General features: G+C 63.3%; 14 protein-coding genes and 1 riboswitch. All 14 genes read right to left on the reverse strand.

Annotation, left to right across the window (positions count from 1 at the left end):
- Positions 1–101: 101 nt before the first annotated feature.
- Positions 102–428, reverse strand: coding sequence for a thioredoxin family protein (locus AC1RAA_RS30755; protein WP_354348244.1), 327 nt, complete (start codon positions 426–428; stop codon positions 102–104).
- A gap of 86 nt (positions 429–514) precedes the next feature.
- Complete coding sequence (locus AC1RAA_RS30760; RefSeq protein WP_062478714.1) at positions 515–1,207, reverse strand: HAD family hydrolase; 693 nt, start codon at positions 1,205–1,207, stop codon at positions 515–517.
- Between the two features lie 89 nt (positions 1,208–1,296).
- Positions 1,297–3,180 carry a phosphomethylpyrimidine synthase ThiC gene (gene thiC / locus AC1RAA_RS30765; RefSeq protein WP_062478718.1) on the reverse strand — a complete coding sequence of 628 codons (1,884 nt, stop codon included), beginning with the start codon at positions 3,178–3,180 and terminating at the stop codon, positions 1,297–1,299.
- A 92-nt stretch (positions 3,181–3,272) separates the two neighbouring features.
- A riboswitch (TPP riboswitch) is annotated at positions 3,273–3,378 on the reverse strand.
- Between the two features lie 27 nt (positions 3,379–3,405).
- A complete protein-coding gene (locus AC1RAA_RS30770; RefSeq protein WP_062478721.1) occupies positions 3,406–3,837 on the reverse strand; it encodes a YchJ family protein in 432 nt (143 codons plus the stop codon).
- A 174-nt stretch (positions 3,838–4,011) separates the two neighbouring features.
- Positions 4,012–5,796 (reverse strand): ATP-binding protein, encoded by a 1,785-nt coding sequence (locus tag AC1RAA_RS30775; protein ID WP_492730633.1) that lies wholly within the window; start codon positions 5,794–5,796, stop codon positions 4,012–4,014.
- Positions 5,793–6,272 carry a hypothetical protein gene (locus tag AC1RAA_RS30780; RefSeq protein WP_492730632.1) on the reverse strand — a complete coding sequence of 160 codons (480 nt, stop codon included), beginning with the start codon at positions 6,270–6,272 and terminating at the stop codon, positions 5,793–5,795. The genes AC1RAA_RS30775 and AC1RAA_RS30780 overlap by 4 nt, the downstream gene beginning before the upstream one ends.
- Positions 6,269–7,735 carry a dsDNA nuclease domain-containing protein gene (locus tag AC1RAA_RS30785; protein ID WP_492730630.1) on the reverse strand — a complete coding sequence of 489 codons (1,467 nt, stop codon included), beginning with the start codon at positions 7,733–7,735 and terminating at the stop codon, positions 6,269–6,271. The genes AC1RAA_RS30780 and AC1RAA_RS30785 overlap by 4 nt, the downstream gene beginning before the upstream one ends.
- Before the next feature lie 264 nt (positions 7,736–7,999).
- Positions 8,000–8,281: a hypothetical protein gene (locus AC1RAA_RS30790; RefSeq protein ID WP_492730628.1), complete on the reverse strand. Its 282-nt coding sequence runs from the start codon at positions 8,279–8,281 to the stop codon at positions 8,000–8,002.
- A gap of 422 nt (positions 8,282–8,703) precedes the next feature.
- Positions 8,704–9,834, reverse strand: coding sequence for an acyl-CoA dehydrogenase family protein (locus tag AC1RAA_RS30795; RefSeq protein ID WP_492730626.1), 1,131 nt, complete (start codon positions 9,832–9,834; stop codon positions 8,704–8,706).
- Positions 9,835–9,874: 40 nt separating this feature from the next.
- Positions 9,875–11,122, reverse strand: coding sequence for a glutamate carboxypeptidase (locus tag AC1RAA_RS30800; protein WP_159272768.1), 1,248 nt, complete (start codon positions 11,120–11,122; stop codon positions 9,875–9,877).
- Between the two features lie 91 nt (positions 11,123–11,213).
- A complete protein-coding gene (locus tag AC1RAA_RS30805) occupies positions 11,214–12,398 on the reverse strand; it encodes an acetyl-CoA C-acyltransferase (protein ID WP_492730624.1) in 1,185 nt (394 codons plus the stop codon).
- A gap of 69 nt (positions 12,399–12,467) precedes the next feature.
- Complete coding sequence (gene aceK / locus AC1RAA_RS30810) at positions 12,468–14,288, reverse strand: bifunctional isocitrate dehydrogenase kinase/phosphatase (protein ID WP_492730622.1); 1,821 nt, start codon at positions 14,286–14,288, stop codon at positions 12,468–12,470.
- Positions 14,289–14,331: 43 nt separating this feature from the next.
- On the reverse strand, positions 14,332–15,066 hold the full coding sequence (gene can / locus AC1RAA_RS30815; protein WP_095947900.1) for a carbonate dehydratase: 735 nt from the start codon (positions 15,064–15,066) through the stop codon (positions 14,332–14,334).
- 12 nt (positions 15,067–15,078) lie between these two features.
- Positions 15,079–15,522, reverse strand: coding sequence for a MerR family transcriptional regulator (locus tag AC1RAA_RS30820; RefSeq protein WP_070062936.1), 444 nt, complete (start codon positions 15,520–15,522; stop codon positions 15,079–15,081).
- Between the last annotated feature and the right edge of the window lie 73 nt (positions 15,523–15,595).

The raw sequence follows: 15,595 nt of genomic DNA on the forward strand, positions 1-15,595 counted from the left end.
CGTCGATGGGGTGCCTTGCGCAGCGAAATCAAGGAGGAGGCCGCAGGCCGGGGGACATTCGCGGAGCAAGGTGCCCCGTCGGCGGGAGCGTCGCCCTGAACTCAGGCTGGCGAATCGATCAGAGCCAGCGCATCGGCGATCGACTGGCTGTCTTCCGGCCGCACCAGCTTCGCGACCTGTTGCCCGTCGCGCAGGAACACCAGCGTGGGCCACAGCCGCACGTTGAACGAACGCCCCAGCGGACGGCCGCTGCCGTCTTCCACCTTGATGCGGCGCACGTTCGGGTACTTGGCAAAGGCCTCGGCAATGTTCGGCTGCGCGGCCTTGCAAATGCCGCACCAGTTGGTGCCGAACTCCACCACGGCCGGGCCCTGGAGCGCGTCGATCTCGCTGCGGTCGGGTTGCTCGGTCTGGTACTCGGAGGTCATGGGCAGGGTCCTTGCGAATTCGTGGGAAGGAGCGCGTGAAGGCGACGGGCGCGCCACACGCTGACGGGCGTCATTGCACCAGAAACTCAGGCCGCCTGCAGGCCGTAGCCGGCCAGCAATGCGGGCAGCCCGGTCATGTCGCTGAACACGGCCACGGCGCCCGCGGCGCGCAGCGCGCCCGGGCCGCTGTGGCCCGATTCGCCCGTGCTGTAGCCGAACACCGTGGCGCCGGCGGCCACGCCGGCCATCGCGCCGGTGACCGTGTCTTCGACCACCGCACAGCGCTTCGGATCGACACCGAGCGCTTCCGCCGCGGCCAGGTACACGTCGGGATGCGGCTTGGAGCGCGGCATCTCGTGGCCGCTGAAGATGCGGCCCTCGAAGCAGTCGAGCAGGCCGACCTTGGCCAGCTGCAGCTCGACCTTGTGGCGGTCGGCGCCCGAGGCGCAGGCGATGCGACCCTTGAGCCGCGCGTGGATCTCGCGGATGGCGGCGGGCGCATGGGGAATGGCGACGAGGTCGCGGTCCAGCGCCTCGTTGCGGCGGGCGCGGAAGCCGCGCAGCCAGTCGTCGGTGATCTTGAAGCCCGTCTTGGCCTCGATGAGCGCCGTCTCGTCCTTCACGGCCTTGCCGGTGAAGATGTTCATCGATTCCTCGGCCGTGAGCTGCCAGCCGAGCTCGCCGAGCATGTCGGCGAGCACGCGGTTGGTGATGGGCTCGGAATCGACGAGCACGCCGTCGCAATCGAAGAGAACGGCGGAAAAGGGGAAAGGGGTCATTGCGAGGCTGGAGTTCAGGGGTCTGGCCCCATGGTAGCAACGCCCCCTTTCCGCACGGGCAGACTCAGGCTATCGGGTCATTCACCGCCTCAGGCGACGGGGCGGATGGGGATGTAGATCTCGCCGCCGCCGGCCATGAATTCTTTCGACTTCTCTTCCATGCCCTCGGCCATGGCAGCCGCCTCGGCCACGCCTTTCTTGGCCGCGTACTCGCGCACTTCCTGCGTGATCTTCATCGAGCAGAACTTGGGGCCGCACATCGAGCAGAAGTGCGCCACCTTGCTCGAGTCCTTCGGCAGCGTCTCGTCGTGGAATTCGCGCGCCGTGTCGGGGTCCAAGCCCAGGTTGAACTGGTCTTGCCAGCGGAACTCGAAGCGCGCCTTGCTCAGCGCGTCGTCGCGCGAGCGCGCGCCCGGGTGGCCCTTGGCCACGTCGGCCGCGTGCGCGGCGATCTTGTAGGCAATGATCCCCTGCTTCACGTCGTCGCGGTCGGGCAGGCCCAGGTGCTCCTTGGGCGTCACGTAGCAGAGCATGGCCGTGCCGGCCCAGCCGATCATGGCGGCGCCGATGGCGCTGGAGATGTGGTCGTAGCCCGGCGCGATGTCGATGGTCAGCGGGCCGAGCGTGTAGAACGGCGCCTCGTGGCAGTGCTTGATCTGCTCGTCCATGTTGGCCTGGATCATGTGCATCGGCACGTGGCCCGGGCCTTCGATCATGGTCTGCACGTCGTGCTTCCAGGCGATCTGCGTGAGCTCGCCCAGCGTGCGCAGCTCGGCAAACTGTGCCTCGTCGTTCGCATCGGCACCCGAGCCGGGACGCAGGCCGTCGCCGAGCGAGAAGCTCACGTCGTAGGCCTTCATGATGTCGCAGATGTCCTCGAAGTGCGTGTAGAGGAAGCTCTCCTTGTGGTGCGCGATGCACCACTTGGCCATGATCGAGCCGCCGCGCGACACGATGCCCGTCATGCGGTCCGCCGTGAGGTGGATGAACGGCAGGCGCAGGCCCGCGTGGATGGTGAAGTAGTCGACGCCCTGCTCCGCCTGCTCGATGAGCGTGTCGCGGTAGATTTCCCAGGTGAGGTCTTCGGCCACGCCGCCCACCTTTTCGAGCGCCTGGTAGATCGGCACCGTGCCGATGGGCACCGGCGAGTTGCGCACGATCCAGTCGCGCGTGGTGTGGATGTTCTTGCCGGTCGACAGGTCCATGACGTTGTCGGCGCCCCAGCGGATGGCCCACACCAGCTTCTCGACCTCTTCCTCGATGCTCGAGGTAACGGCCGAGTTGCCGATGTTGGCGTTGATCTTCACCTTGAAGTTGCGCCCGATGGCCATCGGCTCGACCTCGGGGTGGTTGATGTTCGCGGGAATGATCGCGCGGCCACGGGCCACCTCGTCGCGCACGAACTCGGGCGTGATGATGCGCGGAATGCTCGCGCCCATCGGGTTGCCCGCCACGCGCTTGGCGCGCTCCTCGTTGGCCAGGTACTCGGCCATCCACTCGCGCTTGCCGTTCTCGCGCAGGGCCACGTACTCCATCTCGGGCGTGACGATGCCGCGGCGCGCGTAGTGCATCTGGGTGACGTTGGCGCCCGACTTGGCGCGACGCGGCGTGCGTTGCAGCGCCGAGGCACCGGCGCGCAGCTCGGCCAGGCGCTGCGCGTCGCGGTCTTCGTTCTTGGCGCCGTCGTCCAGCGCGTGGTGCGTGCGGCCTTCGTAGCTTTCGGTGTCGCCGCGCTCGATGACCCAGGCGCTGCGCACGTCGGGCAGGCCGCGGCGCACGTCGATCTCGACCTTCGGGTCGGTGTAGGGGCCCGAGGTGTCGTACAGGGAGACGGTTTCGCCGTTGGTCAGCGCCACGTCGCGCACGGGCACGAACAGGTCGGGCCGGCTGCCCGGAATGACGCACTTGTGCGAGGCGGGAAAGGGTTCGCGCGTCAGCGACAGCAGCGAGGTGAACTTGTCGGGGGCATTCATCGGAGGCACTCCTTGTTGAGGGAAAGGGTGCTCCGCAATCGCTCAGTGGACCTCGGGAGGCCCGCCACCGAAAAAGGGAGTGACGGACCGAAGTCAGGGAGTGCAGCTCTTCTTACGCCGGTATGACCCGGATCAAGTTCGCGGGTCGGCAGCTTTGCCATCTCAGCACACCACGTGTGTGCACCCCGGAGCGGGGCCGATTGTGCGGGCCGAAGCCCGCCGCCGTCAACCCGGGGGCTGGTGCAGGTCGCCGTCGACGTAATACCAGCGCTCGTTCTCGCGCACGAAGCGGCTGCGCTCGTGCAGGCGGAACGCCACGCCCGTCGCGCCGCGCTGGCGGGCGACGAACTCGACCTCGGCGTGGTCGGCGTCGAGCACCGAACGCGAGCGGATGTCCAGCCCCAGCCATTTGACGCCCGGCTCGAACTCCACCGACGCCGGCCGCTTCGACGCATGCCAGGTGGCGAGCAGGTAGTCGGCACGCGCCAGCACGAAGGCCGAGTAGCGCGAACGCATCAGAGATTCGGCGTCGGGCGCCGGCGTGTTCTCGAAATCGTCGAGGTAGCGCCCACAGCACAGGGCGTAGCCGATGGGCTTGTCGCGACGGTCGGTGCGGCCGCAGGGGCAGGGGCCGGGAGTGGGGTCGGTGGCGCTCATGAAGGGCTCTATTGGAACACTTGGCGCGGCGGGGGCTGAAGGTGGGGCGGGGGAAGACTCACGCCCCCGCTTCACCCCCTCCATCGACAAGACGTTGACAGAGTTGCGCGCGCATTGCGCGTCATTTAGGTCTCAAGGCCGACTAGAGGGCTATCAGTTCTGTTGGTCCGCGCCTCATCGGGTTCCACCACCCGTCGCGCCAACACCGAGATACATAGGCTGTGTCGGGCCGGGATACGCAGGCAACCATCGCTTATCAAACTGCGGGTTTGTCGGATGGTCATATTCCGTCGACGAAAGGATGAGTTGCGCGTTACTCCGATGACAAAGGTCCTCTAGTTTGGTGAGGTACTTCGCCAAGTCCTTGGTGTGAAGTTCCTGCTGCTTTGGCGTGTCCAGAATCAGGAAGCGGAATGGACGAGCTGCTTCGGATACATACAGTTCAAACATTGCAGCATGGATAGCGAGCACCAGCCGGATCTTGGTGCTTCCGGAGAAGACATCAAGCGGCTCATTGTTGAACTTGAAGCGAAAGTCCAAATCAATGTCAACGTTGCGCGAGACATTCCGAGCCTCGAGGACATCCATCCATGCGACCGCAAGCTCTTTCAAACGAAGGCGAATCCGGTTGAAATCTGTGTCAGCCCGGCCGCTCGACGTGAGCTCATCTATGCGCTCTTGAATGCGGGCTCGCTCTTGCTCAAGACGAAATAGCTTCGAGCGCTCTGCTTGCAGCGCATCAATTGATGCTCGTTCATTTTCTGTATCGACAAGCTGCGTAGTGATCGCCTTTACAGCAGAAACGAGTCTGTCAATGGCACCCGCTTCTGGCGAGTCTAGTTTCAACGCAAGCGCGTTGCGCTCATCAAGAAGTTCGTCAAGCCTCTGTTCCAACATCTCTACACGAACCTCCGCCCGCGTCGTGTTTCTTTCTAAGTCCTTCAGTTGGTCTCGGAGATACAACAGGTTCTTGCCGTAAGACTCGGAACTTCCGATGAACAAGCCGCAGTTGGGAGCGTGGCAGATTTCCTGAAACGACGTGAAAACTCGGCGGGCTTCCTCATTCAGTCCAAGGGTAGATATCTCACCCTCAATTTCTGAACGGATGGTCCCAATTCCTGCGACTCGACTTCGAAGCTCCGAAATCTCGGTGCGAACTGCTTGGACTTGGTTCTCCTTCTGCCTGAGAAGATCTGCAAGCGCTGAGCTCGCAGCTCCATTTGCATCCACAGATGCTCTGAGACTATCAATCTGCCCAGATAGTGCCGCAACGCGATGGTCCAACGCAACTCGATTGCCAGCCGTCATATTGAGCCCACGGCCTTGCACCTCAACCAACCTCTGCACAACAACGATCTTCCGATTGATGGCCTCTAGTGCCGTCCTCTCGTCGATAAGGGCCTTCTTCACCTTGTAGGAGTGTTTTGGATTCAAGCCAAAAACGAAGCGAACCATCTCAACAAACTGATCCTCGATGAACGAGGCTGGTGCTTTATATGCGGCCGTGTAACCGTCACCTTGATTCAGGTAGAACAGGGGCAACACGGTGGAAATGTAGGGGCGCGTTGCCTGACGGGTCGTAGAAACTAGCGCTGGAGGCTCCAATTCGAACAACTGAAACACGGCAGTTGAGAAGCTTGCCTCATCGAAGTATTCGGTCGATTGACCGTTGATTGTGATGGCGGCAACAAAATCTCGAGGATTGCTGACAAAGGTTCGATGAAGCAGGACGTCCTGCCCGGCCACATCAACAGTCAAAGTTGCGCCAGCGCATTTTTCCAGAATGTCTTCGCGAAACCTCGACGGGTAGCCGAGGCAACTTGCAAGCGCCTGGACTACTGGAGTCTTACCACTACCGTTCGCCGCATAGATGAGAGTTGTCCGGTAGCCAAACTCTAAGTTTTGACTCTCCCATCCGTTTTGTCCCAGTGGCTCAATCTTCAGTCGCTTGAATCTCACTCCACTTCCCCCTCGAAGCGCATCTCGGCGCGGATATTCTGATAACTCGTTTCAATGACGCGAAGCGATAAGGACAACGGAGTCTCGTCACCGAGCGCGCGTTCATAGACATTTCGACCGAGACTGCTGGCAGTAATCTCCTTGGTGTGCAGATCGATTTCTGCAAGCTTCGTCGCCTCGAGAAAGGTCAGGGCTTTTATGGTTCGGATGCGAAGGTTTGCAGACCAGCCTATGTCTTGCGAGGACCCCTTGAACCCCACCACTGTCCGCTCCAGACACTCCCCGACCAACTGACCAATCTCTGGAAGCTTCGGCTTCGACTTTCCCTTAGAAATTGCAAGAATGGTCATGGCCAACAACGGCAACTGAAATAGCGCTTCATTGCTCAACGCGTGTGCGACCGAGTTGTCTTCCGTGCCGAGCTGCACCCGCAGGTCCGCGCGTTCGGCCTCTGCAAAAAACTGACTAAGGCTCATCTTGCGCCTCTACGAACCATTGCAGCCATGACCGCACCGAAGAGCAAGTCATCCGTTAAGGAGGGGAAATCCTGCGTCCATTGCTGCAGCCGCATTTTCATCAGAAGCTGACGCAAATCGACCAATCGCCCTCCTGCAAGGAGCCAGTTCCGACAAGCATCTTCTACTTCTTGCCAAAGGATTGCGAGGGCCATCTCTGTGAAGACATGGCGATTAGTACGAAGCCATACGTCCCACTCGACCTTCAACTGAGATGCAGTCTCTACGGCAGCCTCACTGGCCCCCGCCTGCTTCAACTGGCGCTGAAGGATCGATGCTGCCTTTATGACGTTGGGATCTTCGCCCTTACTCAGAGTCTCGTAAACGGGCGTCGAGATGCTCAGGACCTTTAGCAAGTCCTTCAACTCAACCGAGACCGCTTCCTCGAGACTCTGCTTTCCCATTCCTGCAATTCGAGTGCAGGACTTCTTCGTGATGAGGTCAACAAGGCTGCGAGCAATTTCATCTACCTCGTGCGGACGCAGGTCAATCTCGCTGTGCTTCCAGATTGCATCACGGGCTGAGCTCGTGAATCGTTCTAGCGTTTCTCCGATGTACTGAACACCTGGTTCAGTAGTTAGCTTGCCTCTGGCAACTTTGACTTCATCATCCGTCAGCCCCCTATCGCCAGAGAATGCTTCGTGAAACTTGGCAATGAAATCAGACACGTACTTCTTGGTACTCGTTCCGGCACGGATGTCCTTGATCGCATCAAGAACATCGTCGTCGAAATGCACGTTCGAGAGAATCGTCACCGCGTGGCAGTGTTCCCCAAACTCAGTTGTGTGAGCGAACAGCTTTCCAGCGATGCTGTCCTTCATCGCCTTGAGCTTCTCCGCGGCATCGGTGTCGCCTTTCTTTTCCTTCTTCTTCAAAGCAAAGACCTCAAGCAAAGTCCATTGCTTGTTCAGTTGACCTTTGGTCTTGACTTGAAAGAAGTGATAAGTGACGCCCTGCGCGGTAGTCCTGCGGACCACGAAATCTTCGTGATAGTCACAGTACACCCGGTCGACTTCGTTTCCGCCCAGGATTTCTAAGGCGGCAAATGCGGCGGCCTGGAACTGCATTCTGAACCGAAGAATGGTCTCGCGACCGGCCGTCTCCCTTGGCGGCTTCTCGTGAATTTCGTCCATCGTGTTGTTGCTATCGTCCCCTCGATCGGATGCAACAACTTTTAACAGATTTCTATTCGGGGCCGCATGTCGTCTTCCATGACGCCTGCGAGCCACATCCGGCTTAACCGCAGAAAGCCCCTCGGCGTCTTCATTGCGTCGACACTTTCCCTTGGCCGCGGCCATCGGATGCCCTGACAAGCGCGGGCTGGGCAGTCCAGAACCATCTGCAGATGCTCGCAAGAAGGCGCCAATGCCCCCGCTCAGGACTCGTTCGCTTGCCGCAGTTGCCCGGAAGGAGGTGGAGAGCATGATACTGTATGAATATACAGCATCATTGTGGTGCCCGCAGGGATTCGCGGATTCGACGGCGCCAATCAAAGTTCTGCCTTTTGGCCGACTGCACCTCGCAGCCAGACCCCAGTGCCTCACGAAAACCAGACGCCGCCTCCATACCGAGGAAGCAGGATCGATACAACGAACTGCGTGACGCTTCTGTAATGGGAAGAATGGCCGCCCTCACGCCCGCGGACGCAAGAACGGCATAAGAGTCACTCTTCTCGTGGCGTCGGTCTGCTACTCAATCGACGCATCGCATTGGACTTCGATCCGCGCATGCAAAAGCCCTAGCGATACCGCGAGAAGCCGCTGCAGTGAACTGCGTTGGCTCGCGTCGAAAAGCGGCGCAAGGTCTGCCTCTGAAGCAGCAGCGTCGCGCCGATCCTCATCCCAGTCGAGCAACTGCACCAACGTCTGAGCGCCTTGCACTACATCACGCGCATCGTTGAGGAAGGCAGCGTGACTTTGCTGTGAAGGAGAGAGCCGTTCGCCTTCAACCCATTCGAAGGGTTTGAACAAGGCAGTGGGTCGTTGAGACGCACAAGAACAACCAGCGTCGGTACCCGCATTTGAAGCAGTGGCCATAGGCCTCCAAGGATGTCGATTTGCAACAACCGACGCACCCGACGCCAATCGGGGGCGGCAGCTCGAACGGGTTGGCGTACCGGGACATCCTTGCGGAAACCGGCAGGGCGCGAGCCCTCCCATTCGAGCCGCCTAAAAAAGAAGCGCGAATGAAAAAGCCGCAGACCTTGTGCGGTAACTGCGGCTTTCGTCGCAGGATGTCAGCGGGACGCCAATCCCGGCCTCGCTCATCACGAGGCAAAAGCAATGTACGCGGTCGCTCGGACGCCCGTCAAGCGTCAGCGACTGGAACGCACCGCCCCACCCGAAACATCACCCACCCAGGTCGCGGCGTTGGTTCACTTGATCAGACGATCTCAGGCGAGCGCGCGTTGAATCAGCAGCTTCTGGATGTCCGACGTGCCTTCGTAGATCTGGCACACGCGCACGTCGCGGTAGATGCGCTCCAGCGGAAAGTCGTTCACGTAGCCGTAGCCGCCCAGGGTCTGGATGGCGGCGCTGCACACGCGCTCGGCCATCTCGCTGGCGAAGAGCTTGGCCATGGCGGCTTCTTTCAGGCAAGGCCGGCCGGCGTCGCGCAGGCTGGCGGCGTGCCAGATGAGCTGGCGCGCGGCTTCGATCTGCGTGGCGCAGTCGGCGAGGCGAAAGCCCACGGCCTGCTGGTCGAAGATGGCGCCGCCGAAGGCTTGGCGCTCCTTGGCGTAGGCCACGGCCACATCGAAGGCGCTGCGGGCCATGCCCACGCTCTGCGCGGCGATGCCGATGCGCCCGCCTTCGAGTGCGCCGAGCGCGATCTTGTAGCCCTCGCCTTCGGCGCCGATGAGGTTCTCGGCCGAGATGCGGCAGCTGTCGAAGTTGATCTGCGCGGTGTCGCTGCTGTGTTGGCCGAGCTTGTCTTCCAAGCGCGCGACGTTGTAGCCGGGCGCGTCGGTCGGCACGATGAACGCGCTCATGCCGCGCTTGCCGGCGCCCTTGTCGGTCACGGCGATGACGATGGCGACCTGGCCGTTCTTGCCGCTGGTGATGAACTGCTTCACGCCGTCGATCACGTAGCCGTCGCCGTCCTTGCGCGCGGTGGTGCGCAGGCTCGAGGCGTCGCTGCCGGCCTGCGGTTCGGTGAGGCAGAAGGCGCCGAGCATCTGGCCCTGGGCCAGCGGCTCGAGCCACTTCTTCTTCTGCTGCGCGTTGCCGTAGCGCATGAGGATGGCGTTGACAGGGCAGTTGGTCACGCTGATGGCGGTGCTGGTGCCGCCGTCGCCGGCCGCGATTTCTTCGAGCACGAGTGCGAGCGTGAGGTAGTCGAGTCCCGCGCCGCCATGCTCCTCGGGCACGCAGATGCCGTAGGCGCCCAGCGCGGCCAGGCCTTGGTGCACTTCCTTCGGGAAGCTGTGGTCACGGTCCCACTTGGGGGCGTTGGGCCACAACTCGGCTTGCGCAAAATCGCGCACGGCGTCGCGGATGGCTTCCTGGTCTGCGCTGAGCAGCATGGCGTTGTCTCCAGTTCTTTCTTGTCGGTGGGTGCGAGGCTTACTTGCCGGCGCCCAGGTCCATGATGAGACGCGCGGCCATGTACAGGCGGCGCGGAATGGCGCTGATGTCGACGTACTCGGCCTTGTCGCTGTGGTAGCCGAAGCCGGGCAGGCCCAGGCTTTCGATCACGGGCTTGCCCGAGAGCGCCGCGTAGGCCGCGTCGGTGCCGCCGCCGGTGCGCTCTTCGACGCCCACGGTGCCACCGGCTTCCTTGTAGAAGACCACGGCCTTGTCGACCAGCTTCTTGCCGCCCTCGCCCGCGTTGAAGGCCGGACGGCCGCGCGTGACGAGCACCTTGACGTCGGCCTCGGGCAGCTTCTTCTGCTGTGCCTTCTCTTCGAGGGTCTTCATGGCAGCGTCGAAGTCTTCGTTGCGTGCGTAGCGCACGTCGGCGTTCAGCGTGGCGCTGGCCGGGATGATGTTCGACACGTTGCCGGCCTTGGCGATGGTCCAGTTGAAGCGCAGGTTCTTCGACTTGTCGTCGATGCTCATGGTGCGCAGCACGAGGTCGGACGCCTCGACCAATGCATTCACGCCCAGCTCGGGCGCGGCGCCCGCGTGCGAGGCCTTGCCGGTGATGTTGACCTGCACGTAGGCGATGCCCGAGGTGCCGAGCGACATCTTTTCGTCGCCGGCGCTGGTGGGCTCGAACGAGAGCACGTAGTCGGCCAGCTTGGCTTCTTCCTGGATCAGGTCGCGCGAGCCGAAGGAGCCTTTTTCTTCGTCGGTGTTGAACAGCACGGTGATGGTGCCGTAGTCGCGCACGCCGTAGTCTTTCAGCAGCTTGAGCGTGTGCAGGATGACGGCGTTGCCGCCCTTGTCGTCGGCGATGCCGGGGCCGTAGGCCTTGTCGCCTTCGATGCGGAACGGCGCCTTGGCGAGCGTGCCCTTGGTGTACACGGTGTCCATGTGCGACATGAGCAGCAGGTTCTTGCCGCCGCGGCCCTTGAGCTTGCCCACGATGTTGTCGCCGACCACGAGGCCGACCGACTTGCTGCGCGTGACGGTGAAGCCGAGGTTCTTCAGTTCGCCTTCGAGGTACGCGCCGGCGGCGGCCATGCCTTCGGCGTCACCGGTGCCGGTCTCGATGTTGACGAGCTTCTCGAGCGTCTTGATCACCGCCGGCTGCTCGTCGGTGGCGGCCTGGAACAGCACGTTGTCGCGTTTCTGGGCCCAGGCGCCACCTGCCACGAAGGCGGTAGCGAGCACGGCGGCAACGGCGGTACGGTGAATGGATGGGCGCATGAAATCTCCTGCTCTACGCATGGTTTTGTTTGAACTGTCCGGGGTGGAAAACCGGCCGGCGCCCTCTCCCGGGCGCCGGCGGCTCCTGGCGTTATAGCAATTCGAGCGCGACGGCGGTGCCTTCGCCGCCGCCGATGCACAGCGTGGCGACGCCGCGCTTCTTGCCGCGCGCCTTCAGCGCGTGCAGCAGCGTGACCATGATGCGCGCGCCGCTGGCGCCGATGGGGTGGCCCAGCGCGCAGGCACCGCCGTTCACGTTGACGATGTCATGCGACACGTCGAGCTCGTGCATGAGCGCCATGGGCACGACGGCGAAGGCCTCGTTCACTTCCCACAGGTCGACGTCCTTCACGCTCCAGCCGGTCTTGGCGAACAGCTTCTGCACGGCGCCGACCGGCGCGGTGGAGAACCACTCGGGCTGCTGCGCGTGCGTGGCGTGGCCGACGATGCGCGCCAGCGGCTTGGCGCCGATCTTCCTGGCGTGCGACTCGGTCATCATGACCAGCGCGGCGGCGCCGTCGTTGATCGACGAACTCGAGGCGGCGGTGATGGTGCCGTTTTCTTTCTTGAACGCGGGCTTGAGCGTGGGGATCTTGTCGAGCTTGACCTTGCCCGGGCCTTCGTCGATGGAGATGACGGTGTCGCCGCCGCGGCCCTTCACGGTGATGGGCGTGATCTCGTCCTTGAAGGCGCCCGATTCGGTGGCGGCCTGGGCGCGCTGCACGCTGGCGATGGCGAAGGCGTCTTGCTGCTCGCGCGTGAAGTTGTACTTGGCGGCGCAGTCTTCGCCGAAGGTGCCCATGGAGCGGCCCGGCTGGTAGGCGTCTTCGAGGCCGTCGAGCATCATGTGGTCATAGATCTTGTCGTGGCCCATGCGGTAGCCGCCGCGGCCCTTGAGCATGAGGTAAGGCGCGTTGGTCATGCTTTCCATGCCACCCGCCACGATGACGTCGTGCGTGCCGGCCAGCAGCAGGTCGTGCGCGAGCATCGCGGCCTTCATGGCCGAGCCGCACATCTTGCTGAGCGTGACGGCGCCCGCGCTGTCGGGCAGACCGCCCTTGTAGGCCGCCTGGCGCGCCGGGGCCTGGCCCTGGCCGGCCATGAGACAGTTGCCGAACAGCACTTCACCCACGCTCTCGGGCGCGATGCCGGCGCGCTCGACGGCCGCCTTGATGGCCGCGCCGCCCAGGTCGTGCGCGGAGAGGGACGAAAAGTCGCCCTGGAAGCCGCCCATGGGGGTGCGGGCGGCGCCGACGATGACGATGGATTCGGACATGGAGGTCTCCTTCAGGAATGTGAAAGTGAAATCAAAGACAAAACGAAAACAGGAATCGGGAACGGGCGGTCAGAAATGCGTCGCGTGGCCTTCGTGCTGGAAGCGTTGCGACTCTTCGTACGGGAACACATCGAGCATCTGGCCGGCCTGGATGCGTTCCTTGTGGTGCTGCCAGAAGGCGGCGTCGAGCAGGTCGGCGTGGTGCGCCATGAAGGCGGCGCGCACGTCGCTGTTGCCGAGCAGAAAGGGCTCGAAGGTCTCGGGGAACACGTCTTTCGGGCCGACCGAATACCAGACCTCGCCGCTCATCTCGTCTTCTTCGTTGCGCGGCGTGGGCACCTTGCGGAACTTGCAGTCGGTGACGTATTCGATTTCGTCGTAGTCGTAGAACACGACCTTGCCGCCGCGCGTGACGCCGAAGTTCTTCCACAGCATGTCGCCGGGGAAGATGTTGGCGGCCACCATGTCCTTGATGGCGTTGCCGTACTCGATGACCGCATGCTCCAGCTGGTCCTTGGCGCGCCGGGCCTGGGCCGGGCTCTCGGGGTGGGCCAGCGTGTCGAAGGCTTCCTGCAGGTAGATGTTCAGCGGGATCATGCGGCGCTCGATGTAGACGTGCTTGAGCACGACCTCCATCTCCCCGTTGCCGTCGCGGTCGCCGATCTCGAGCTGGCTGGGCGCGAACTTGCGGATCTCCTCGATGAGCTCGGGCTCGAAGCGGTCGAGCGGAAAGCCCACGTTGCTGTACTCGAGCGTGTCGGCCATGCGGCCCACGCGGTCGTGCTGCTTCACGAGCATGTACTTGCCCTTGATCTGCTCGCGCGTGGTGTCCTTCTGCGGCGGATAAAAGTCCTTGATGACCTTGAACACGAAGGGGAACGAGGGCAGGTCGAACACCAGCATGACCATGCCCTTGATGCCGGGCGCGATGCGAAAGCGGTCGCTCGAGTAGTTCAGGTGCGACAGGAAGTCGCGGTAGAACAGCGTCTTGCCCTGCTTGGCCAGGCCGAGTGCGTTGTAGATTTCGGCGCGCGGCTTGCGCGGCATGAGCGAGCGCAGGAACTGCACCCAGGCCGAGGGCACTTCCATGTCGACCATGAAGTAGGCGCGCGCAAAGCTGAACAGCATCTGCAGGTCGTCTTCGCCGAACAGCGCCGCGTCGATGTAGAACTTGCCGTGGGTGTCGTGCAGGATGGGCAGCGAGAACGGGATCTCGGTGAAGCCGTTCATGATCTTGCCGACCACGTAGGCGCCCTTGTTCCGGTAGAACAGGCCCGACAGCACCTGCAGCTGGAAGTTGGCGCGCAGCTTGACCTGGTGGAAGCGGTTCAGGATGACGTGCGCCACGCGCTCGGCGTCGCGCCGCTTGTTGGCGTAGCTGCCCTGCAGTGCGAAGTCGTCGAGCATCTGCTCGATGATGTCGGGCAGCGTGGCCTGCGAGGGGTAGTACGGCCGGTAGGTGGGTGCGCCGCGCGGCTCGATGTACTCGGTGCTGATGGCCGGGCGCACGAAGATGAAGTCGTTCTGGAAGTAGGCCCGGTGCAGGATCTTCGTGGTGACCGAGTTGAAGAAACTCTCGGCCAGCTCGGGCTGGTGGTGGTTCACCAGCAGCCCGATGAAGTGCAGCTTGACCTGGTGCCAGACCTCCATGGGCTGGTCGCCGGCCTTGAACTCTTTTTCGAGCCGGGCCACGGCCTCGTTCACGCGCAGGTCGTAGAACTCGATGCGCTCGCGCTGCGCCCGCTGCTGGCCGTGCCAGTCGGCGGTCTCGAAGCGGTGCTTGGCGCGCGCCGATTCGGCCCGGAACAGCCGGTAGTGCCGGTTGAACCCGTCGATCATCGCTTTCGCGATGTCGTAGGCCAGCGGGGAATCGAGGCGCTGCGGGAACATGGCGGCAATACCGACGGGGGCGGCGATGGCAGCGGCAGCGAACTCAGGCGGCTGGCGGCGTCTCGGTGCCTTCGGTGCCGTCGGCACCTGCCTGCGCCGACGGCGAAACGCCGGCCGGCTTGCTCCACTTGTAGCGGATGCGCTGCACGGCGGCCTTGTAGATGGCGTCGAGCGGCTTGTCGCCCTCGACACTCAGGCCGAGGTCTTGCAGCAGGCCGTCGTGCACGCCGAAGGTCCAGCCGTGGATGCGCACCTTCTGGCCGCGCGCCCAGGCGTCGACCATGACGGTGCTGACGGCCACGTTGACCACCTGCTCGGCCACGTTGAGCTCGCACAGCGCATCGACGCGCACGTCTTCGGGCAGGCTGTCGAGCATCACGCTGTGGCGGTCGCGCACGTCCTGGATGTGGCGGATCCAGTTGTCGGCCAGGCCGATGCGCTTGCCGCTGAGCGCGGCCTTGACGCCGGCGCAGCCGTAGTGGCCGACCACCATGATGTGCTCGACCTTCAGGTGCTCGACCGCGAACTGGATCGCCGAGAGCGCGTTGAGGTCGGAGTGCACCACGATGTTGGCGACGTTGCGGTGCACGAACACCTCACCTGGCTCCAGGCCGGTGATCTGGTTGGCGGGCACGCGGCTGTCGGAACAGCCGATCCACATGTAGCGCGGCGTCTGCTGCTTGACAAGGCCGGTGAAGAAGCCGGGCCGGTCACGCTCCATCTGGGCGGACCAGGCACGGTTGTGGGCAAAGAGGTCGTCGAGGTTGTCGGAGGGCATGGTGGTCTATTGTCAGTGAGTCGTCGTGTCGGGCGTGTTTTCGCCACCTCGGGCGTCCTGGACGGCCTTGGCGGCCTTCTGCGCCCTGGTCAGCGTGGCGCGGCCCTTTTTCTCGTGCTCGCGCACTTCGGCGAGGTTGGCCTGCAGTTCGGCCAGCTGCGCCTCGAGCTGCGCGCGGTGGGCGCCGAGCACGCCCAGGAATTTTTCCAGCTGCGGCACGGTGTCGCGCGGGCTGTCGTACATGTCGAGGATGTCTTTCGCCTCGACCAGCGTCAGGCCCAGGCGCTTGGCGCGCAGCGTGAGCGTGAGCCGCGCCCGGTCGCGCGCGCTGTACACGCGCTGCAGGCCGGCCCGCTCCGGCGACAGCAGGCCCATGTCTTCATAGAAGCGGATGGCGCGCGTCGTGAGGTCGAACTCCTTGGCGAGCTGGCTGATGGTGAAGGTCTGCGCGGGCATGGGCGGCAAGGGTTGCGGGGGCGACAGCAGGTTGGCGGCGCATTCTCTACAATGATGCCTCAACCCATGACGT

This window comes from Variovorax sp. GW823-FHT04F07 (assembly GCF_058795995.1).